Genomic DNA, 20,056 nt, shown 5'->3' on the forward strand with positions numbered 1-20,056 from the left:
CAGGCTCGCAGGCGCCGTCGGAGTCATGGAACAACGACGACGGAACGCCCCCAGACCACCACCTGATGAGATTCACCATCGGAAGTAGGAACTGTGCTCGACGCCAACGTGTTCGACAGGATCCAGCTCGGCCTCGCCACCGCGGAGGACATTCGCTCGTGGTCCCACGGCGAGGTCAAGAAGCCCGAGACCATCAACTACCGCACCCTCAAGCCCGAGAAGGACGGCCTCTTCTGCGAGAAGATCTTCGGCCCCACCCGCGACTGGGAGTGCGCCTGCGGCAAGTACAAGCGCGTGCGCTACAAGGGGATCGTCTGCGAGCGCTGCGGAGTCGAGGTCACTCGCTCCAAGGTGCGTCGCGAGCGCATGGCCCACATCAAGCTCGCCGCTCCGGTCACCCACATCTGGTACTTCAAGGGCGTCCCCTCGCGCCTGGGCTACCTGCTCAACCTCGCGCCCAAGGACCTGGAGAAGGTCATCTACTTCGCGGCCTACATGGTCACCGAGGTTGACGAGGAGGGCCGTCACGACGACCTGCCCTCGCTGCGCAACGAGCTGGAGGTCAAGAAGAAGCACCTCGAGGAGTCCGGCCAGGCCGAGGTCGAGGCGCGCCAGCAGCGCCTCGAGGAGGACCTCGCCCAGCTCGAGTCCGAGGGTGCCGAGGCATCCCAGCGCGACAAGCTCCGCAAGACCGCCGAGCGTGAGATCACGGCCATGCGCCGCCGTAACCAGCGCGCCCTGGAGCACATGGACAAGGTGTGGGACCGCTTCGTGGGCCTCAAGGTCGGTGACCTGGAGGGTGACGAGGTCCTTTACCGCGACATGGTCGCCGACTACGGCATCTACTTCAAGGGCTCCATGGGTGCCGAGGCCATCCAGGCCCGCCTGCGCAGCTTCGACCTGGAGGGTGAGGCCGCAGCCCTGGCCGAGATCGTCGAGAACGGAACCGGCCAGCGCAAGACCCGCGCCATCAAGCGCCTCAAGGTCGTCAACGCCTTCCGCATGACGGGCACCGCCCCGGAGTCGATGGTCCTGGACAACATCCCGGTCATCCCGCCGGACCTGCGCCCCATGGTCCAGCTCGACGGTGGCCGCTTCGCCACCAGTGACCTCAACGACCTCTACCGCCGTGTCATCAACCGCAACAACCGCCTCAAGCGGCTCATGGACCTGGGCGCTCCGACGATCATCGTCAACAACGAGAAGCGCATGCTTCAGGACGCCGTCGACGCCCTGTTCGACAACGGCCGCCGCGGCCGCCCGGTCACCGGCGTGGGCAACCGCCCGCTGAAGTCCCTGTCCGACATGCTCAAGGGCAAGCAGGGCCGCTTCCGTCAGAACCTCCTGGGCAAGCGCGTGGACTACTCCGGCCGTAGCGTCATCGTCGTCGGACCCCAGCTCAAGCTCCACCAGTGCGGTCTGCCCAGCCAGATGGCCCTGGAGCTGTTCAAGCCCTTCGTCATGAAGCGGCTCGTCGAGCTCAAGGAGGCCCAGAACGTCAAGGCCGCCAAGCGCATGGTCGAGCGCGCCAACCCCAAGGTCTGGGACGTCCTGGCCGAGGTCATCCGCGAGCACCCCGTGCTGCTCAACCGCGCCCCCACCCTGCACCGCCTGGGCATCCAGGCATTCGAGCCCCAGCTCATCGAGGGCAAGGCCATCCAGCTGCACCCGCTCGTGTGCGGCGCCTTCAACGCCGACTTCGACGGCGACCAGATGGCCGTCCACCTGCCGCTGGGTGCCGAGGCGCAGGCCGAGGCCCGCATCCTCATGCTGTCCTCCAACAACATCCTCAAGCCGTCCGACGGGCGCCCCGTGACCATGCCCAGCCAGGACATGATCATCGGCACCTACTACCTCACCTCCGACCCCGACCCGGCGGTCGAGGTCGAGCGCGACGCCGAGGGCAACGAGATCGTCCCGGCCTTCTCCTCCTTCGCTGAGGCGGTCATGGCCTACGACTTCGGCAAGCTCCACGTCAACGCCGCCTGCGACATCCGCTTCGAGGAGGGCATCGCCGCGCCCGAGGGCTGGCGGCCGCCCGAGGACTGGAGCGAGGGCGACCCGATCACCCTGCGTACCTCGCTGGGCCGGGCCCTGTTCAACACCTCGCTGCCCGAGACCTTCCCCTACGTCAACTACGTCGTGGACAAGAAGCAGCTGGGCAACATCGTCAACGCCCTGGCGGAGAACTACTCGCGCGTCGAGGTCGCCGCCTCCCTGGACGCCCTCAAGGCCAACGGTTTCTACTGGTCCACCTGGTCCGGTATCACCGTCGCCTTCGCCGACGTCGTCTCCCCGGAGGCCAAGCAGGAGATCCTCGTCCGCTACGAGAACGAGGCCGCTGAGATCGAGGAGCAGTTCGAGCTCGGTGCCCTCACCGAGGACGACCGGTACGCCTCGCTCATCGACATCTGGACCAAGGCCACCGCCGAGGTCGCCGAGGCGATGCGTGAGAACTTCCCCCAGCGCAACACCGTCTACCAGATGGTGGTCTCCGGGGCCCGAGGCAACTGGGACCAGATCCGACAGCTCGCCGGTATGCGTGGTCTGGTGGCCGACCCCAAGCAGCGCCTCATCGAGCGCCCGATCAAGTCGAACTACCGCGAGGGCCTGAGCGTCCTGGAGTACTTCATCGCCACTCACGGCGCCCGTAAGGGCCTGGCGGACACGGCGCTGCGTACCGCCGACTCCGGCTACCTCACGCGTCGTCTGGTCGACGTCTCCCAGGACGTCATCGTCCGCGAGGAGGACTGCGGCACCCGCAAGGGCCTGACCAAGCGGATCTTCTCCTGGATCGACGCCGGCGACGAGCGCATCAAGGAGCCCTCGGAGATCCTGGGCACCACCGTGTTCGGCACCACCCTGGCGCGCGACGCCATCGACGCCGAGGGCAACCTCATCATCGAGGCCGGCGCCGACCTGGGTGACGCCGAGATCCGGGCCGCCATCGACGCGGGCATCGAGGAGATCACGGTCCGCTCCGTGCTCACCTGCGACTCCAACGTCGGCACCTGCGCCGCCTGCTACGGCCGCTCGCTGGCCACCGGTAAGCGCGTCGACATCGGTGAGGCCGTCGGCATCATCGCCGCCCAGTCCATCGGTGAGCCCGGCACGCAGCTGACCATGCGTACCTTCCACACCGGTGGTGCGGCCGGCGCCGCCGACATCACCCAGGGTCTGCCCCGTGTGCAGGAGCTCTTCGAGGCCCGCACCCCCAAGGGCGAGGCCGCCGTGGCCGAGGCCGCCGGCACCCTCAAGATCGAGGACGACGCCGACGGCAAGCGCCTGGTCATCACCCGCGACGACGGCGAGGAGGACGTCATCGTCCCGGTCTCGCGCCGTCAGCGCCTGCTGGTGAACGACGGCGACCACGTCGAGCCCGGCCAGGCCCTCACCGAGGGACCGGTCGACCCCAAGAAGGTCCTGCGCCTGCGCTCAGTGGCCGCCACCCAGCGCCACCTCGTCGAGGAGGTCCAGGAGGTCTACCGCTCCCAGGGCGTGGACATCCACTCCAAGCACATCGAGGTCATCGTGCGCCAGATGCTGCGCCGCGTGACCGTGCTGGACTCCGGGGACACCCGCCTCCTCCAGGGCGACCTCGTGGACGTCATGCACTACCGCGCCGAGAACCGTCGGGTCATGGCCGAGGGCGGCAAGACCGCCACCGGCCGTACCGAGCTCATGGGAATCACCAAGGCCTCGCTGGCCACGGACTCCTGGCTGAGTGCCGCCTCCTTCCAGGAGACCACGCGCGTGCTCACCGAGGCCGCCATGAACGGCAAGTCCGACCCGCTGCTGGGCCTCAAGGAGAACGTCATCCTCGGTAAGCTCATCCCCGCCGGTACGGGCCTGGCCCGCTACTCGGACATCGAGGTCGAGCCCACCGAGGAGGTCAAGGCCGAGGTCTTCTCCCGCGTGGACCTGGGAGACGGCGTCTTCGGCGAGTCCGTCGCCCTGGACGACTTCCACTTCGGCGGAGACCTGCGTGCGGACTTCTCCGACGACTTCCGTACCGGCTTCTCCAGCAGCGAGGACGTCGAGTTCTGATCGAGCCCCCACCGGGCCCACGCGGCCTGAGGCTCTCATAGCGTTCGGCCCGCTCCCCAGCAGGGGAGCGGGCCGAACGTCGTATGAGGCCGAGCGGGGAGGAGCTGGACTCAGGCGGTGAGCATGGTCTCGCGCACACGGCGCACCCAGGCGAGCTTGTCCTCCAGGGAGGCGCGAGCCGGGGTGTTGATCTTGAGGCCCTCGTAGACCTGCGAGCCTCCGGCGGCCCGCATCGTGGCGGCCACCCGCTCCGGGGTGAGCCAGCTGGTCGGTTCCTGCTCGGCCAGTGGCAGGTGCGCGTCAGCCCACGCCCAGGCCCACTGCGTCTCCTCGGGGCCGGCGCCGGAGATCATGACGCCGCCCAGCCGGCCGGCCTCAACGAGCTCGCGCACGTGGCTCTCCGGGGTGGCCGGGTCGTGGGTCTCGATGACTGAACGGCCCCAGTTGACGGTGATGAGTGCCGCAGTGTCCCGGCAGGCGGCGATCTCCTGGCTCAGCGGGAGGAAGGCCTTCTCCGAGGGGCCCACGCCGCCCTCGGCGTCGCAGTGCTCCACGATCATCCCCAGTTCACGGGAGGTGAAGTCCTCGCTCAGCTCGCTCAAGGAGGCGTGGAAGGCATCGGGGGTCGCCTGGTGGTGCGGCGCCGAGTGCAGCTCCACCCGGGTGACGAGCTGCTCGCCCGCAGCCTCGTGCAGGCGGTCGACGGCCTCCAGCAGTGAGCGGGTGTAGGCCAGCGCCTGAGCGCGTCCGTCGTCGTCGGGCGATGCCAGTCCGAAGACGGGGTCGGCCCCGGCGCGCCCCATGGTTCCCGGGATCGCCGTGACGACGCACTGGTGGAAGCGCCCCGCCAGCTGCTCGGCCAGCCACGGCTCGGGTGCGTCCAGGGCCTCCCGGAAGGGGAGCTCGATGCCGTCGACCCAACCGAGGTCGCCCAGGGCGGCGTACAGGTCGGCGGCTCCGCGGCGGTCCTCGTCGTCCGGTGGAAGCATGGGGTAGGCGCCGACAACGAAGGGTACGGTGCGGGGCTCAGCAGGATTCTCAGACCGATTCTCTGAGGTAGTGGACATGTGGTCTCCTTGAGGTTCTGGGATCGTGCTACAGTGCGCGATACATCAGACATCATATGACTGGATGTGCGGTGACGCACCGTCGCGCACGGCACTGCCGGTCGCACAACGCCGGTGGAGAGCTGATGCCGGCATGAAGGACGTCCCCATGATCTTCGATCTCACCGCATCCGAGACCTCCCCCCTGAGCCTCAGCGAGCACGATGTTGCCGCCCTGGCCGCCTGCGGGCACGGCACGATTCTTCTCGATGTCGCCGCCAGGGCCGACGCCACCCTCATCGTGCTCACCGGCACCAACGGACGGATCACGCTGTCCCTGCGCGCAGGCCGCCTCGACGGCGAGCAGGTCCTCGGTGCCGGCGGCCTTCCGGAGGACAGCCCCGAAGCGGGGGACGAGGGAGGTACCCAGCGGCGGGTACTCGATGCCGAGGACGCCCTGGGCCTCGATGACGGCCGCCCCCACACGATCGCCTTGACCGTCAATGAGGCCGGCACCCACCTCTACGCCGACGGCTACGAGTGCTTCTCCACGACGCTGCCGGCCTTCCTCACCCAGATCGGACTGACCGACGTCGTGATCGACCCCGACGGGATCGCCGCGGTCACCCGCCTGGCCGCCTGGGCCGAGCCGCTCAGCGACCGCGCCGTCATGGCCCAGTCCCTGGCCGCCACCCCGCTGGTCCAGTTCGCGGCCAGTGAGCTCTCCGCCCGCGACGCCCGCCGTACCGGCTCCCTGGCCAACGGCTCCATCCGGGCGTTGTTCCGCACCCGTGGCCGCGGCCAGGCCGGCACCATCATCGCCGCGAACGGCCAGGGAGGCACTCTCCACCTCGACATCGACGCGAGAGGCCTGACCTACCGTGTGCTTCCCGGTGAGGACTCGCCCGAGGGCGAGCCCCTCCTCGAGGCGTGCGCCCCGGGCCACTGGGATGACGGGACCTGGCACGACGTCGTGGTCACCTCGGCCCGCGGCGCGGTGGAGATCCACGTCGACGGCTACCAGGTCGCCCTCACCCCCGGCAGCGCCTTCCTGGCCGACATCGCGCCGGTGACGCGCGTCGTGGTGGGGGCCGACCTGGACGGCAAGCGCCTCTTCGGCGAGGCGCAGACCGCCATGGTCTACGACGCCGCCCTCACCGACGCCCAGATCAAGCGCCTGGCCGGGGCCGCCCCGCTGCCCACGCGCGCCCTGTTCGACACCGGCTACCACGGCGCCGAGTCCTACCGGATCCCCTCCCTGCTCGCCCTGGACAGCGGCGTCATCCTGGCCGGCGCTGACCAGCGCGTCTCGATCCCCAACGACGCCCCCAACGACATCAACCTCGTCATGCGCCGCAGCCTCGACGGCGGCGCCACCTGGGAGGAGATGCGCACCCTGCTCAGCCTCCCGGGCACCGGGGCGCTGGGCGCCAGCCTCATCGACTCCGTCCTGGTCCAGGACCGCTCCAGCGGACGCGTCATCTGCCTGGTCGACCAGTTCCCCGGCGGCATCGGCCAGCCCAACGCCGTCGTCGGCACCGGCTTCGACGAGCTGGGGCGCCGCGTGCTGCACAACCGCGACGGCGAGCTGTTCGCCGTCGAGCCCGACGGCAGCGTCCTCACCGCCTCAGGTGAGGCCACCGACTACCGCATCGTCCTGAGTGACGACGATGCAGCCGGGGCCCGCGCAGGTGACGTGCTCCTCGGCGGTCGGGCGGCCGGCAGCATCTACCTCGCCCACGAGCAGGCCCCCGAAGCGTGCCTCTTCCAGCACCGCGGCTCCCACCTGCTCATGATCACCTCTGACGACGACGGCACCACCTGGTCTCAGCCGATCGACATCACCGCCCAGGTCAAGGCCGACTGGATGTGCTTCCTGGGCACCGGCCCCGGCAACGCCATCCAGCTGACCGCGCCGGAGCACGCCGGACGCATCCTCGTGCCCGTCTACTACAGCCACGAGGCCGGCGGCACCGGCTACCTGTCCTGCGCCGCCATCTACTCCGACGACGGCGGGGCCACCTGGACCCTGGGCGCCTCACCCAACGACGGGCGCGAGGTCCTGGGCTCCGTCGTCTCCTCCCGTGACCTCGCCGAGGAGCGGGCCAGCCTGTACGAGTCCGTCCTCGTCGAAGGAGCCGACGGCGCCGTGCACGTGTGGGCCCGCAACCAGCACCCCTCGGGCAGGGTCGCTCACGCCGTCTCCCACGACGGGGGCGTCACCTGGGGCGAGGTCGACTACGACGAGCAACTCCCCGAGATCTTCTCCCAGCCCAACGCCATCGCTGTCATCGGCCTGGAGTGCGCAGCGGCAGACGCCGACGGTGCCGGCGTCGCCGACGGCGCGGACGGCCGGGGGATCGTCTTCGCCAACGCCTCCCGGATGCTGCCCTTCCGCGGGTGCGGCGTCCTACGGCTCAGCAAGGACGACGGCTCCACCTGGCCCCACAACCGGGTCATCAACCCGCGCCACTACGTCTACCAGTGCATGGCCCAGCTGCCCAGCGGCGACATCGCCCTGCTGTGGGAGCGCGAGTGGCAGGGGCTCTTCCTCACCACGGTGCCGCTGGCCTGGTTGACGAGCTCGCGCTCGACGATCAGCTGAGCCCACCCGGACCCGCCGACCCGGGCGCCCGCGGTGCACAGGGTATAGGGGAGAGGTGGGGGAGAATCGCCCTCATGACGAGTCCCTCGCCCTCAGCCTCCACTCCCCGGCCCGAGCAGACACCGGGTGTCGCCACGCCCCGCCTCGCCCCGCACGAGCTGCTGGGACTGACCAGCCCCGCCTACGGCGGCGACTACAACCCCGAGCAGTGGGACGAGGCAACCTTCGCCACGGACCTCGAGCTCATGGCCGAGGCCGGCGTCAACCTGGTCTCCTTAGGCATCTTCTCCTGGGCGCGCCTCGAGCCGCGCGAGGGCGTCTACGAGCTCGACTGGCTGGTGGAGATCGTTGACCGTCTTCACGACGCCGGTGTCGCCGTCGACCTGGCCACCGCCACTGCCACCCCGCCCGCCTGGATGGCCACCGACCACCCCGAGTCCCTGCCGATGAACGCCGACGGCGTGCGCCTGGGCCTGGGCTCGCGCCAGCAGTACTGCCCCAGCTCCACCGTCTACCGGGAGCGCTCCGCCGCCCTGGCCGCGGCGCTGGCCGAGCGCCTGGGCGACCACGCGGGCGTCGTCATGTGGCACATCGGCAACGAGTACGGCTGCCACACCGCCGAGTGCTTCTGCCCCGCCTGCGCCCAGGCCTTCAGAGCCTGGCTGGCCGAGCGCTACGGCGACGTCGAGCGCCTCAACGCCGCCTGGGGCACCGACTTCTGGTCCCAGCGCTACACGAGCCTGGAGCAGGTCGCCCCGCCCGCCGCCATGCCCACCTTCCCCAACCCCGCCCAGGTGCTGGACTGGAGGCGCTTCAGCGACCATCAGCTGCGCAGCCTCATGGAGGCCGAGGCCCGCATCCTGCGGGAGCGCTCGACGCGGCCGGTGACCACCAACTTCATGGGCGACTTCCCGGCCACCGACTACTGGCGCTGGGCCGAGTCCCTCGACATCGTCTCCGACGACTCCTACCCCGACCCCGCCGACCCGGCCGCCGCCCACGAGGTCGCCTGGGCCGGTGACCTCATGCGGGGCCTGGCCGGCGGGCGCCCCTGGATCCTCATGGAGCAGGCGCCCAGCGCCGTCCAGTGGCGCAGACGCAACTCGCCCAAGCGCCCCGGCCAGTTCCTCCTGTGGTCCCTGGCCCGCGTGGCCCACGGCGCCGACGGCGTCCTGCAGTTCCAGTGGCGCCAGTCCCGCCAGGGTGCCGAGACCTTCCACTCCGGCATGGTCCCCCACGCCGGGCGCGACAGCCGCACCTGGGAGGAGACCGTGGCCACCGGGCAGGCGCTCAAGCGGCTCGGACCGGTCCTGGGGGAGCCGCTGCGGGCCGATGCGGCCGTCGTCCTGGACTGGGAGAGCCAGTGGGCCCTGAGCACAGCCATCGGCCCGGTCGAGGTCGGTGAGCGCTTCGAGGCGGCCCGCGCCTGGCACCGCAGCCTGTGGGAGGCCGGGATCACCACCGACATCGTCCCGGTGGGCCGGAGGCTGGACGGCTATCGCCTCGTCGTGGTCCCGGCCGTGTTCATCGACCGTCCCGAGCTCGCCGGGCACCTGGAGCAGGCGGTCGCCGCGGGTGCCCAGGTCGTCGTGGCCGGCCCCACCGGGGTCGTTGACCCCAACGCGGGCGCCGTCCTGGGCGGCTACCTGGGATCCCTGCGGCCGCTGCTCGGGGTACGGGTCACGGATCACGCCGCCCTGACCGGCCCGGTCGGGCAGTCCGATCCCCGGGGCACGCTCGTCAACCGCCTCAGCCGCGCCGTCGGGACTCCCGGCTCAGAGACCTGGACAGGGCTGGAGGCCATCAGCGAGTCCCTGCGCCGGGTCCTGGATCGGATGGGCTCACCGGCCCCCGATCTGCGCGCCGGCGGCTGGGCCGAGGAGGTCCGTATCGACGAGGCACCCGAGGATGCGCAAGCCGGGCAGGGGTGGGAGACGGTTGAGATCGTGGCGGTTTTCGACGGTCGTGGTGGAGGAACGGACCTGGTCGGGCGGCCCGCCATCACCCGGCGGGTGGTTGAAGGTGCAGGGGCGGGCTGGTACGTGGCCGCCGACCTCGACGCCCTCAGCCGGGCAGCCCTGCTGACACTGGTGTGCGCGCACGCCCGGGTGCGACCTGTTGTCACCGACCTGCCCGACGGCGTGGAGGCCCAGCGGCGCGGGCCTGTCCTCTTCCTGCTCAACCACGCCGACCGGGCCGCCGAGGTGGCCGGAGTCGTGGGCACCGACCTGCTGAGCGGTGAGGCGTGTACGGGCCATGTGGTCCTGGCCCCTCGTTCGGCGCTCGCGGTGCGAGACAACATGCGGTGAGTCACCGCACGAGGACCTGAGGCTCCTCGTGCCTACGCCGTCGGTGGCGTAGCCTCGGGGGCGTAGAGACCCAATCGATACCCCCCCGTGGCAAGGAGCCTCATCGTGTCCCGTCCTCTCTCCCGTGGGCCGCTGTTCGACGACGACGCCGAGGGTGATGCGGCTGTCGACCGCGTCGACCATGTTGACCGTGGACGGCCGACCGAGCGGATCGACCTCGCTCAGGCCGAGGCGCAGGCGGGAGCGACGGAGGCGATCGCCATGCCGCCCGGGGGCGAGGGCTGGGGCTACCTGCCGCCGTCGACGTCGACCCCGCAGCTGGCCGCCTCACCCGACCAGCGCAGCCAGTACACCCAGGTCCTCCAGCCGATGCAGGCGGCGTCGCAGACGATGGCCATGCCGATGCAGGCTACCTACCCGGCTGAGCCGGTCCAGCAGGTCCAGCCGGTCTACGTCAACCCCGAGCCCGCTCGGCCGGCGGCCTCGCGGGGCCCGGTGCAGGAGACCTGGAACGAGCCCGAACCGGAGCGCCCAGTGGCGCTTCCTCGCCCGCCAGAGCGCCGTCGTACAGCCGCGCTGCCGGTGGGGACGATCATGGTGCTGGCGGCCTCCGGGCTCCTGGGATGGGGCACGTACACGTTGCTGACCACGCTTCATGTCTTCGAGATCATCTCGAGCCGGTCCTGGACCCCGAACTGGACCGCGGTCGGCGCGGTCGGCGGTGGAGCGGTACTGGCCTTCATCGCCTTCTTCGTCGCGTGCACGGCCCTGGCCCGGGCGAAGCCGAAGGCTCCGGCGGCACTGCTGCTTCTGGCCGCGCTGTTCCTGCCCCTGGCGGCGACCGCTGCGGGCGTCTACTACGGAGCCGGTGTCCTCAAGACGCAGACCATGGCTGAGGCGGAGAACTTTGCCGGCCAGATCAAGACTGGCGACATCGACCAGGTCCTCAACACCCTGCAGTCAGGAGTGTCCTTCCCCGGGCGGGACGACCTCGTCAGCATCCTCAACACGGTCAAGCAGAAGGCAGCCGAGCAGGGCGTCGACCCGCAGGGAGCTGACTCGCAGGGGGGTGACCAGCAGTCCGGCGACCAGCAGGACGGCACTCAGGACGGCTCCCAGGACGGCACTGGCCAGGAAGGCGGCGATGGCCAGCAGGGAGACGGTGAGCAGGCCGGCGGTGAAGGGTAGACAGAAGGCGGTAGGACGTTCCGCGCATTGATCGTGGCCGCGTCGATGCTCGGCTGTGGACAGCGGGGTCACATGTCAAGACCGGGTCACGAAATAGATGTGTGGCTGGTTTTGATGGGGTAGAACTGCCCTGTTCGAATCCCTATCGAAGGCAGCCCTGTGTCTAACAGTAGTTTTCCTCCTGAATCCTCACACAGCGCCGGTGACGCTTCTGCGCCTCCACCCCCGATGACATCTGGGCCAGAGACCGGCAGCTTCCCCGCAATTCCGGTTCCGCCGCCGCCGGGTGCCTCCGTGTCTGAACCTCCGGTTGCCGCGCCGGCACCGCCACCCGCCGCTGCTCCGGCACCACCGCCGGGTGCGGTCGCGGCCCCGCCGGGCGTGACCGAGGTTCCTCCGCCCCCGGCACAGGCCGCTGGCGTCGAGCCCGTGGCCGCCCCTCAGGCCGTGGGTGCCCCTGTCGCCGCGCCTGCTCCGGGAGAGCCAATGCCCCAGGCACCAGGCGGGTTCGCGCAGCCTCAGCAGGTCGGGCAGCCCTCGCCCCTGGCACAGACCTTCACCGCGTGGCTCCGCGCTCCGGGTCTGACCTCCACGGGCCTGACGCTGGCGGTCGTGCTCGGATCTGCGGCCATCAGCGCGATCCTCACGCTCGTGGCCATCACGACCATGGACACGACGGACACGTTCCCGACGACCTTCTCCATGCTGCCGCTGCTCATGGGCTGGAGCCTGGGCGGGCAGTTCGCCATGACGGGCTCAACCTCCTATGAGACCGTCACCCTGACCTTCACGTTACTTCCGATGGGGGCACTGACCGCCGCCGGTATCGGGGTCTACGTGCTGGCCCGACGTCGCGTTGCAGTTGACGGATCGGCGGCCCCGCTCGTTCCGACGCTGGCGAGGGCCGGAGCCGAGGCCTTCGCGGTGGCGCTACTGTCCTGCCTGGTCACGGCCCCCTTCTCCCTGAACATCAAGATGCTGGGGCTGGAGCGGGTCGTAGTCTCGTCCTCCCCGCTGATGACGATCCTGCTGGTGACTGTCGTGGTCTTCGCGGCACTGGTGGTGGCCCGCAGCGGCGGGCCCCTGCTCGAGCGCCTGCCGGGTCAGGTGGTGCAGGCCGGCCGTGAGCTGGGCGCCTTGAGCGTCGCGCTCGGTGTGGTTCTGGGAGTCTTCGTCATCGTCGCCTATATCGCGGCGGCGCTCACTCGAGGATGGGGGTTCGCCTCGATCCTCCTGCTCCCGGTTCTGCTGCCCAACCTGGTGCTGATCGCTCTGGGACTCGGCTCCCTGGGCGGCCTGACCGCGGACACCGCTCAGGCCATGGACCTGGCCTACTACATGCCGTCCCTGGGCGGCGAGAAGGGCGGCGACGCCTAAGCCTGGACCTGGTTCGGCAGCTGGTCGATCCTGTTGTTCGTGGCCATGATCATCGCCATCGTGGCGGCGGCGGTGCGCGTGGGCGTCAGGCGTGCTCGCACTGGGCGGGCCGAGTGGGTGCGAGTCTGGCAGCTCCCGCTCGTGTCGCTCGTCCTGGCGGCGATCGTCTTCTACGGCCTGCTCCCACTGCACTTCTCAGGCACCGACGCTCCGCTGCGCTCCTCGGACGGCGAGGCCGCTCGCCAGCTCTCCTACGGCATCCAGCCCAACGCTCTGACCTTCTTCATGTTCGGGATCGTGGTGGCGATCATCTCCGTTCTGGCGGAGCTGCTCCCCATGTGGATCTACTCCACCTTTCCGGCAGTGCTGCAGCTGGCCGGTGGGAAGAAGGCCAGCGCGGCCTGGCGTGCGGGTACCTCCGGCATTCAGCCGACGACGTCGGCCCAGCAGTGGGTTTACGGCACCGACCCGGTCACCGGGGCCAGTACCGCCACGGACACGGCCACCGGTGCGGTCTTCTCGGTGGATCCGGCGACCGGCCAGTGGGTGGAGACCACGCCGGCCTCGCAGGCGCCGGCTCCCGGCCTCGACGGCGCAGCCGCCGCAGGCGCTCCTGCTGCGGGCGCCTTGCCCGAGCCCGCCCCGATGAACGCGGCCTCGCGCCGCAAGGTCGTCCTGGGGCTGACTGTGGCCGGTGTCGTGGTGGCGCTGGTCGTGGTCGGCGTCGTCGCGCTCAACGTCGTCAACGGCATGCGCGGGCCCGACAAGGCGGTCGAGAGCTACCTGACGCTCCTGTCGGAGGGCAAGGCCGCCGAGGCCACCAAGATGGTGGACCCGAGCGTTCCCAATGACCAGCGCAAGCTGTTGACCGACGAGGCCATGAAGGCCGCCACGGCGAGGATCAAGGTCTCCAAGATCGACGAGCCCACGATCTCCGGTAACTCCGCCACGATCAAGGCTCACCTGTCCCTGAACGGAAAGGCCTTCGAGTACAGCTTCACCGCCTCGAAGAGCTCCGGCTCCTTCGGGCTGGAGACTTGGAAGGTGGACAAGGCCCTCGTGGTCTCCACGGATTTCAGCTCCTCCACGCTTCCCGGGCTGAAGGTCGGCGGGGTCGCCGTCGACCTGGCTAAGGACGACAGTGGGTGGGGTGGGACTCGTACCTCGGCCCAGTACGCCTACCCGGGTGTCTATCCGGTGGCGGCCTCGGACTCCGTCAGCAAGTATCTGACCGTGAAGGAGTCCTCGCTCACGCTGATTCCCTCAGGCGCGAGTGCGAACTCGTCCTTTGAAACGGCGGGCAGCCAGAAGGTGGAGGCCACTCCTACCGATGAGCTGAAGACCAAGGCCTTGGAGAAGGTCAAGGAGCAGACGAAGTCCTGCGCGACGGTTCCGACGAACACGGACAAGCTCTGCCCCTTCGAGACCTCCACGGACATGACCTCGTTGTCGGTGGACAAGGACGCCACGAAGGTGGAGTTCTCCGAGGACAGTACCGACCTGTCCTTCAAGTCCGACGAGATCAACATCTCCGGTTCGCCCAAGCCGTCGGCCTTCGACAAGAACCCCAGCTCCCGCAAGGCGAAGTTCACCTTCTCGGGGAAGGTGGAGCTGCCGGAGGGCTCCGGCGATCCCACCATCACGATTGAGTCCTCCTCCGGCGTCTACTAGGACGGCGGCCCGGTGCCGGCCGCTGGGACGGCACCGGTGAGGAGGACGCGTTCGCGGCGCGTCGTCTCAGGCGGTCACCCTCAGGGTGGACCCACCTGAGGCGACGCGCCGCACTGCGATGCGCTCCGCGATCTGGTCGCGCAGCTCGGCCACGTGGGAGACGATGCCGACCGTGCGCCCGCCGGCGCGCAGGTGGTCGATCTCGGCCATGACCGTCTGGAGAGTGTCGGCGTCCAGGGTGCCGAAGCCCTCGTCGATGAAGAGGGTCTCCAGGCTCACGCCCCCGGACTCGGCTGAGACGACGTCGGCCAGGGCGAGGGCCAGTGACAGGGAGACATAGAAGGTCTCCCCGCCCGAGAGGGTCCGCGGGTCCCGGGCGCGCTCGTCTCCGAGGTGGTCGACGACGGCCAGCCCCAGCCCTTTGCGGCGCCGGCGCTGGCCGGCCTCCTCGGCGACCCGGATGAGCTCGTAGCGCCCGGAGGACATCTGGGACAGGCGCTCGTTGGCGAAGACGAGGACCTCCTCGAAACGGGCCTGCAGCACCCAGGTGGCCAGGGGTGTGCCGGCCTCGTTCTCCCCACGGGCGAGCGAGGCTACCCGGATGAGGTCGGCGCTGGAGCCGGCCGCCTCCTCATAGGCGGCGGCCGCCTGCTCGACGCCGTCGACGGCCCGGCGCAGGTGCTCGTGGGACTCGGCGGTGCGCGCCTGGAGGGAGGCGGCCTGCCTCGCGGCGGCGTCCGCCCGGGCGAGCTCAGCGGAGGCATCCTCGAGGCGGTCCTCCTGCTGGCCGCTCAGGGCGGCGATCTGCGGGTCCTCCAGCCCGAGGCGGACCCGTTCCCGGGCGGTGGCGGCGGCGTGCACGCTTGCCGACAGGGTCTCCATAGCGCCTCGCTCCATGAGGGCCGCTGTTGCCTGGGCCGTATCGGTGAAGCCCTCCTCCTTCAGCGCCGTGGCCAGGTCGGCTAGGGCACTGCGAGCCTGGGTCAGAGCGGCGCGGGCAGTGTTGACGTCCTCGGAGGCGTCCTCGGCCTCCTTGGCCCGCACGAGGAGTGCGGCGGCGCGGGCGGTGACGCTCGGCCGGGTCCCGCGCGCCTCCAGGCAGCGCCGCTGGTCCTGGGCCAGGGCCTCTCGCTCGGCCTCCAGGCGGCTGCGGGCCGCCTCCTGGACGGAGCGGGCGGCATCGAGCGCGGCGCGCTCCTGCTCGGTGCCGGCATCGAAGGCCTTGAGCCGCTCGACCAGCTCGTCGACGCCGTCGGCTGCGGCCTGAGCCGCGGCCAGGGCGGTGGCAGCCGCCTCCAGCGCCTCTTGGGCGGTGGGGGCATCCATGCCGTCACTGGCGCGCTGGGCCTCCTCAAGTCGGGCGGCACAGGCGTCCCGCTCCCGGACGGCATCGCTGAGCGCCTCGTCGGCCTGCTTCTGGTGCTCTTCGGCGGTTTCGACCTGCTGGCGGGTGGCGCCGTCGGTGCCTGCGGAGGCGGGGGAGGGGTGCGTGGTCGAGCCGCACACGGGGCAGGGATCGCCCTCGGTGAGCTCGCCCGCCAGCGCCCCGGCGGTCCCGGAGATCCAGGCCAGGCGGGTGGCGCGAACCCGCTCGGTCGCCTCCCGCGCGAGCGCGGCCGCCTGGGTACACGCTTCTTCCCGTTGAGTGAGCCGGGCGCTGAGCTGCTCGACGGCGAGGGCGGCCCGGTGACGCTCCTCGGCCCGGGCACGGCGGTCCTGGAGGCCCTCGAGGCGCTCGTGGGCCGCGCGCGCCGCCTCCAGCTCCTCCACCCGGGCGGTGCGCTGCGCGGGGCGTTCGGCGAGCTTGTCCGCCCGCTGCTCCAGCTGGGCGGCAGCGCGCTGCAGCTCCACCTCCCGCTGCTCCGCGGCGCTCTCGCGGGCTGGGAGTCCGGACTCCAGGTCGACGAGGGCCTCGAGCTGTCCGTGCTCGCGACGGTACTGGTGCGCCAGGTCGTCAAGGGCGCGGGGGCTGAGTGCCTCGGCGTGGGCCGTCTCGGATGCATCGGCCGCCATGGGGGCCTCAGTGGCTTCGGAGTCCTGCGAGGTCAGGGCGTCCGCTTCGGTAGCGCCGGCCCTTATCCCGCTCGGTTCATCCTCGAGCGCGGCGAATTGGCGCCGCGCTTCACGGACCAGAGGCTCGACGAGGGCGGCGGGCGTCACCTCAGCACCATGGCTGTGAGCGTCGCTGCCGGCGGCATCCTCTGTGCTGCCGGCACTGGTGACTTCGGCCTGCTCGGCCAGGTGGGCCAGGCCGCTCTGGTCGGCGCGAGCGGCCAGGGCGGCGACGGCCTGCTGGGCGCGGCGACGGGCTGCCTGCTCGGCGGTCAGGTAGGGCCGCACCCGGGAGGCGTGCTCGGCATTCCGGAGACGCTGGGCATCGGCGGTGTCCTGCTCGGTACGCTCGGCCAGCCGCTGCTTCTCCTCGACCAGCACCCGGCGTCGCTCCAGGAGATCGTGGAGCTTCTGGGCCTCCTCACGAGCGGCCCGAGCCCGAGCGAGCACTTTCCCCGCGACCTCGGCCTGAGCATCGGCTCGCCGGGCACCGCCGCGCGAGGCCTCCAGCACCTCGGCCCCGACGCGGCGAAGAGCCACCAGGTCCGGGGTGGCACCGGCCATCGCCGCCTCCAAGGCCTGAGCCGGCGTTGGAGCAGGACCGGCGTCGACCGCCTCCGGCTCCTCACGGTCGGCGTCATCCATGGGCAGCGGCAGTGCCTCCTGGGTCCCTCCGGACGGGGCCTCCGGTGACGAGTCATCCTGGAGAACTGCCTGATCGGCGCCGTCGGCCTCCTCAATGGCATCTGCAGTCTCAATGGGGGAGAGGGCCTCAGAGAGGAGGGGGTGCCGTCCCAGGGAGGCGACCTGCCCGCGCAGGTCGGCCGCGGCCTGCTCGACCCTCCGGGCCCCGTCCCGGGAGGCCTGGATGAGAGCGTCCTGGATGGCGTCGTAGATGCCGGTGCCGAAGACGTCCTTGAGGAGGTGCTGGCGCTCGGAGGAGTCGGCGCGCAGGAACCGGGCGAACTTGCCCTGCGGCAGGACGACCGTCTGCGTGAACTGCTCCCGGCTGAGCCCGACGGCGCGCGCGATCTCCGCGTCGGCGTCGCCCACGCGGGTGACGGGCTCGTCGAGCGGCTCCCCACCGACCTCGGCCAGGTGCCAGAGCTTGACGGTGCCGTTCTGGGTGGTGGTGCCCTGGCCGCGCCGTTTGGCCCGCTCGTAGGTGGGGGTGCGGCGCACCCGGTAGACGCCGGCGCCGGTGGAGAAGACGAGCTCGATGACGCTCTCGGTGTGCGGGCCCACGAGGGTGGAGCGGATGCGCTCCTTGGAGGAGTCGGCCGAGTCGGCCACGTCCCCGTAGAGGGCGAAGACGATCGCGTCGATGATGGTGGTCTTGCCCGAGCCGGTGGGGCCGGTGAGCAGGAAGCGGCCCGAGGCGCCCACCGCGTCGAAGTCGATGTGCTCCCGCCCCGCGTAGGGGCCGATGCCAGTCATGGTCAGGGAGTGGATCCTCATCGCTCGCTCCTCGCGCTCGCCAGGGCGGACTCGTACGCGCTGCGCAGGACGCCGCGCTCGGAGGGCTCAGGGGCACGCCCGCAGACGTCGTCGAAGAAGTCCTCGGTGATGCGCAGCGGGTCGGCCGCGGCGGTGACGGCGATGCGCTCGCGGGCGGTGCGCGTGGGGGCCTCGTGCTGGAAGGCCAGGAGGTCGGGGAAACGCTCCTTGAGGGTGGCCAGGGCTCCGGGTGGCCGCTCACCCTGGAGAATGACGCGCACCCAGGCGCCGGTGGCGTCGTCGAAGGCGGGGGAGAGGAGCTCGGGCATGGTGCCGGTCAGGGTGCGCACCTGGTGCAGGACCGGGGTGGGGATGCGTTCGAGGCCGGTGACGCCGTCGGCACCCAGGTCCAGCAGCACGGAGGACTTGGTGGCGGAGTTGCGGGCGCCCTCGGCCTCGTCGAAGGAGAAGGGCAGGGGCGAGCCGGAGTAGACCAGGCGCGGGCCGGCGGGCCGGGTGAGCTCCTGGGGACGGTGGAGGTGGCCGAGAGCCACGTAGTCCAGGCCACCGCTGCGCTCGGCCAGGGCCGAGCCGCCCAGGGTGGTGAAGACGCCGGAGGGCACGGAGTCGACGCCGCCGACGCGAATGTCCCGCTCGGACTCGCACGCTTCGCCGCCGACGACGAAGGCGTGGGCCATGAGCAGGCTCGGCAGGCGCCGGCTGCGGCCGGCTCGCAGGCGGTCCAGGTCCGCCGCCACGAGGCGCAGGGCGGCGGAGACGACGGCCTCGTGGGAGCGGGGCAGGCGCGGGCGCTCCGGCGGGCCGGGCTGGGAGGAGGCGTCCCCGTCTTTTCCCTCGGTCCGGCCTTCCCCTGTTGTGTGCTTCGCGGGGGTCTCCTCGCCCAGGCGTTCGGTGAGGAGGGGCGGGAGGATCTCGCGGGCGGCGTCGGGGTCGAGGTAGGGCAGGGCGTGGACGATGGCGGCCTCGTTGCCGTCGGCGTCGGGAAGGATGATGCCGCGGTCGAGGCCGGCGGTGCGGGCCCGGATGATGAGGCCCTCGCGCATGAGGTCGGCGGCGAAGCCGAGGCGGCGGGCGGAGTCGTGGTTGCCGGGGGTGAGGACCACCCGGGTGCGCTCGGTCAGGCGGCGCAGCGTCTCATCGAGGAGGGCGACGGCGTCGTTGGGCGGGATGGCGCGGTCGTAGACATCCCCGGCGACGAGGACGGCGTCGACTGCTTCGGCGGTGACGAGCTCGACGAGGTGGTCGGCGAGGGCGGCGTGTGCGTCATCGAGCACGCGCCCGTGGAAGGTGCGCCCCAGGTGCCAGTCGGAGGTGTGGAGGATCCGCATGCGGACACTGTCTCACAGCACACCGACATCAATGACGGCGCCCTGTGGTGGTCAGTGACTGGTCTCCTGGTCAGGGTCGTCGTTGGTGCCGTTCTGCTCGTTCACTGAGTCCGATGGTGTCTTAAAGAGCGCCTCCGCCTCTTCAATTCGACCTGCGGCGCGATAGGCGCTGGCGAGGTTGTTGCGTGAGGTGAGGGTGTGGGGGTGGTGGGGGCCCAGGATGCGGGTGCAGTCGTCGAGGGTCTGCTCGAACATAGGGATGGCCTCGTTGAGTCTGCCGGCTGCCTGGTAGGCGTAGGCGAGGTTGTTGCGCGAGGTGAGGGTGTCGGGGTGATTGGGTCCTAGGACGCGGGTGCGGTCCCTGAGGTTCTGTTCGTACAGGGGGATGGCTTCGTTGAACCTGCCCGTGTCTTGGTAGGCGTAGGCGAGGTTGTCGCAGGAGTTGAGCGTGTAGGGGTGATTGGGTCCCATGATACGGATGGAGTCTTCGAGGTTTTGCTCGTGCAGTTTGACGGCCTCGTCGAGTCTTCCCGCTGCCTGGTAGATGCTCGCGAGGTTGATGCGTGTAATGAGGGTGTCGGGATGATTGGGGCCCAGGGTGTGGAGCTGAGCGTTGAGGGTTGACTCTTGTAAGGCTATGGCTTTGTCGAGTTGTCCGGCTGCCTGGTAGGTGCTGGCGAGGTTGTTGCGTGAGGACAGGGTATGGGGGTGACTAGGGCCGTGAAGGGTTTCGACGTCTTTGAGGTTCTGCTGGTGCAGTTCGATGGCCTCGTCGAGCTTGCCAACTGTCTGGTAGGTATTGGCGAGGTTGTTGCGTGAAGACAGGGTTTCGGGGTGGTTGGGGCCTAAAATGCGGATGGAGTCTTCGAGGTTCTGCTGGTGTAGATTGATGGCTTTGTCGAGTTGTCCGGCTGCCTGGTAGGCACTGGCGAGGTTATTGCGTGAGGACAGGGTGTGAGGGTGGTTGGGGCCCAG

10 protein-coding genes are annotated in these 20,056 nt (G+C 70.4%); 6 read left to right on the forward strand and 4 right to left on the reverse strand.

The window, feature by feature from the left end; translation table 11 throughout:
• Window positions 1–93 precede the first annotated feature (93 nt).
• Complete coding sequence (locus BKH28_RS01285) at window positions 94–4,047, forward strand: DNA-directed RNA polymerase subunit beta' (RefSeq protein ID WP_075417131.1); 3,954 nt, start codon at window positions 94–96, stop codon at window positions 4,045–4,047.
• A gap of 110 nt (window positions 4,048–4,157) precedes the next feature.
• Here the strand turns inward: BKH28_RS01285 and BKH28_RS01290 are convergent, their stop codons facing one another.
• Window positions 4,158–5,114: a DUF4862 family protein gene (locus BKH28_RS01290; protein ID WP_075417132.1), complete on the reverse strand. Its 957-nt coding sequence runs from the start codon at window positions 5,112–5,114 to the stop codon at window positions 4,158–4,160.
• Window positions 5,115–5,262: 148 nt separating this feature from the next.
• Between BKH28_RS01290 and BKH28_RS01295 the strand changes: the two genes are divergently transcribed.
• From BKH28_RS01295 to BKH28_RS13660, 5 genes are all read left to right on the forward strand, one after another.
• Window positions 5,263–7,698: a sialidase family protein gene (locus BKH28_RS01295; RefSeq protein ID WP_075417133.1), complete on the forward strand. Its 2,436-nt coding sequence runs from the start codon at window positions 5,263–5,265 to the stop codon at window positions 7,696–7,698.
• A 74-nt stretch (window positions 7,699–7,772) separates the two neighbouring features.
• Window positions 7,773–10,007, forward strand: a complete 2,235-nt coding sequence (locus tag BKH28_RS01300) for a beta-galactosidase (RefSeq protein WP_075417134.1) — start codon at window positions 7,773–7,775, stop codon at window positions 10,005–10,007.
• A 105-nt stretch (window positions 10,008–10,112) separates the two neighbouring features.
• Complete coding sequence (locus BKH28_RS01305) at window positions 10,113–11,195, forward strand: hypothetical protein (protein ID WP_075417135.1); 1,083 nt, start codon at window positions 10,113–10,115, stop codon at window positions 11,193–11,195.
• 486 nt (window positions 11,196–11,681) lie between these two features.
• A complete protein-coding gene (locus BKH28_RS13655; RefSeq protein ID WP_256695417.1) occupies window positions 11,682–12,572 on the forward strand; it encodes a hypothetical protein in 891 nt (296 codons plus the stop codon).
• A 39-nt stretch (window positions 12,573–12,611) separates the two neighbouring features.
• Window positions 12,612–14,243 (forward strand): hypothetical protein, encoded by a 1,632-nt coding sequence (locus BKH28_RS13660; RefSeq protein WP_256695418.1) that lies wholly within the window; start codon window positions 12,612–12,614, stop codon window positions 14,241–14,243.
• Between the two features lie 66 nt (window positions 14,244–14,309).
• Here BKH28_RS13660 and BKH28_RS01315 read toward each other — a convergent pair whose 3' ends face one another.
• From BKH28_RS01315 to BKH28_RS01325, 3 genes are all read right to left on the reverse strand, one after another.
• The gene (locus BKH28_RS01315; protein WP_075417136.1) at window positions 14,310–17,753 is read right to left on the reverse strand and encodes an AAA family ATPase; all 3,444 of its coding nucleotides are present in this window, start codon (window positions 17,751–17,753) and stop codon (window positions 14,310–14,312) included.
• Window positions 17,750–19,081, reverse strand: coding sequence for a metallophosphoesterase family protein (locus tag BKH28_RS01320; RefSeq protein WP_075417137.1), 1,332 nt, complete (start codon window positions 19,079–19,081; stop codon window positions 17,750–17,752). Before BKH28_RS01320 ends, BKH28_RS01315 begins: the two co-directional genes overlap by 4 nt.
• Window positions 19,082–19,132: 51 nt before the next feature.
• A partial coding sequence (locus tag BKH28_RS01325; RefSeq protein ID WP_143224033.1) for a tetratricopeptide repeat protein occupies window positions 19,133–20,056 on the reverse strand: 924 nt, incomplete at its 5' end.

The sequence above is a fragment of the Actinomyces oris genome (assembly GCF_001937665.1).
GTDB classification, from domain to species: domain Bacteria; phylum Actinomycetota; class Actinomycetes; order Actinomycetales; family Actinomycetaceae; genus Actinomyces; species Actinomyces stomatis.

What these genes read in the sequence shown, in the direction of transcription:
- BKH28_RS01290 (WP_075417132.1), bottom strand. Translation starts at nt 5,114, where the DNA reads ATGTCCACTACCTCAGAGAATCGGTCTGAGAATCCTGCTGAGCCCCGC.
- BKH28_RS01295 (WP_075417133.1), top strand. Translation starts at nt 5,263, where the DNA reads ATGATCTTCGATCTCACCGCATCCGAGACCTCCCCCCTGAGCCTCAGC.
- BKH28_RS01300 (WP_075417134.1), top strand. Translation starts at nt 7,773, where the DNA reads ATGACGAGTCCCTCGCCCTCAGCCTCCACTCCCCGGCCCGAGCAGACA.
- BKH28_RS13655 (WP_256695417.1), top strand. Translation starts at nt 11,682, where the DNA reads ATGCCCCAGGCACCAGGCGGGTTCGCGCAGCCTCAGCAGGTCGGGCAG.
- BKH28_RS01315 (WP_075417136.1), bottom strand. Translation starts at nt 17,753, where the DNA reads ATGAGGATCCACTCCCTGACCATGACTGGCATCGGCCCCTACGCGGGG.
- BKH28_RS01320 (WP_075417137.1), bottom strand. Translation starts at nt 19,081, where the DNA reads ATGCGGATCCTCCACACCTCCGACTGGCACCTGGGGCGCACCTTCCAC.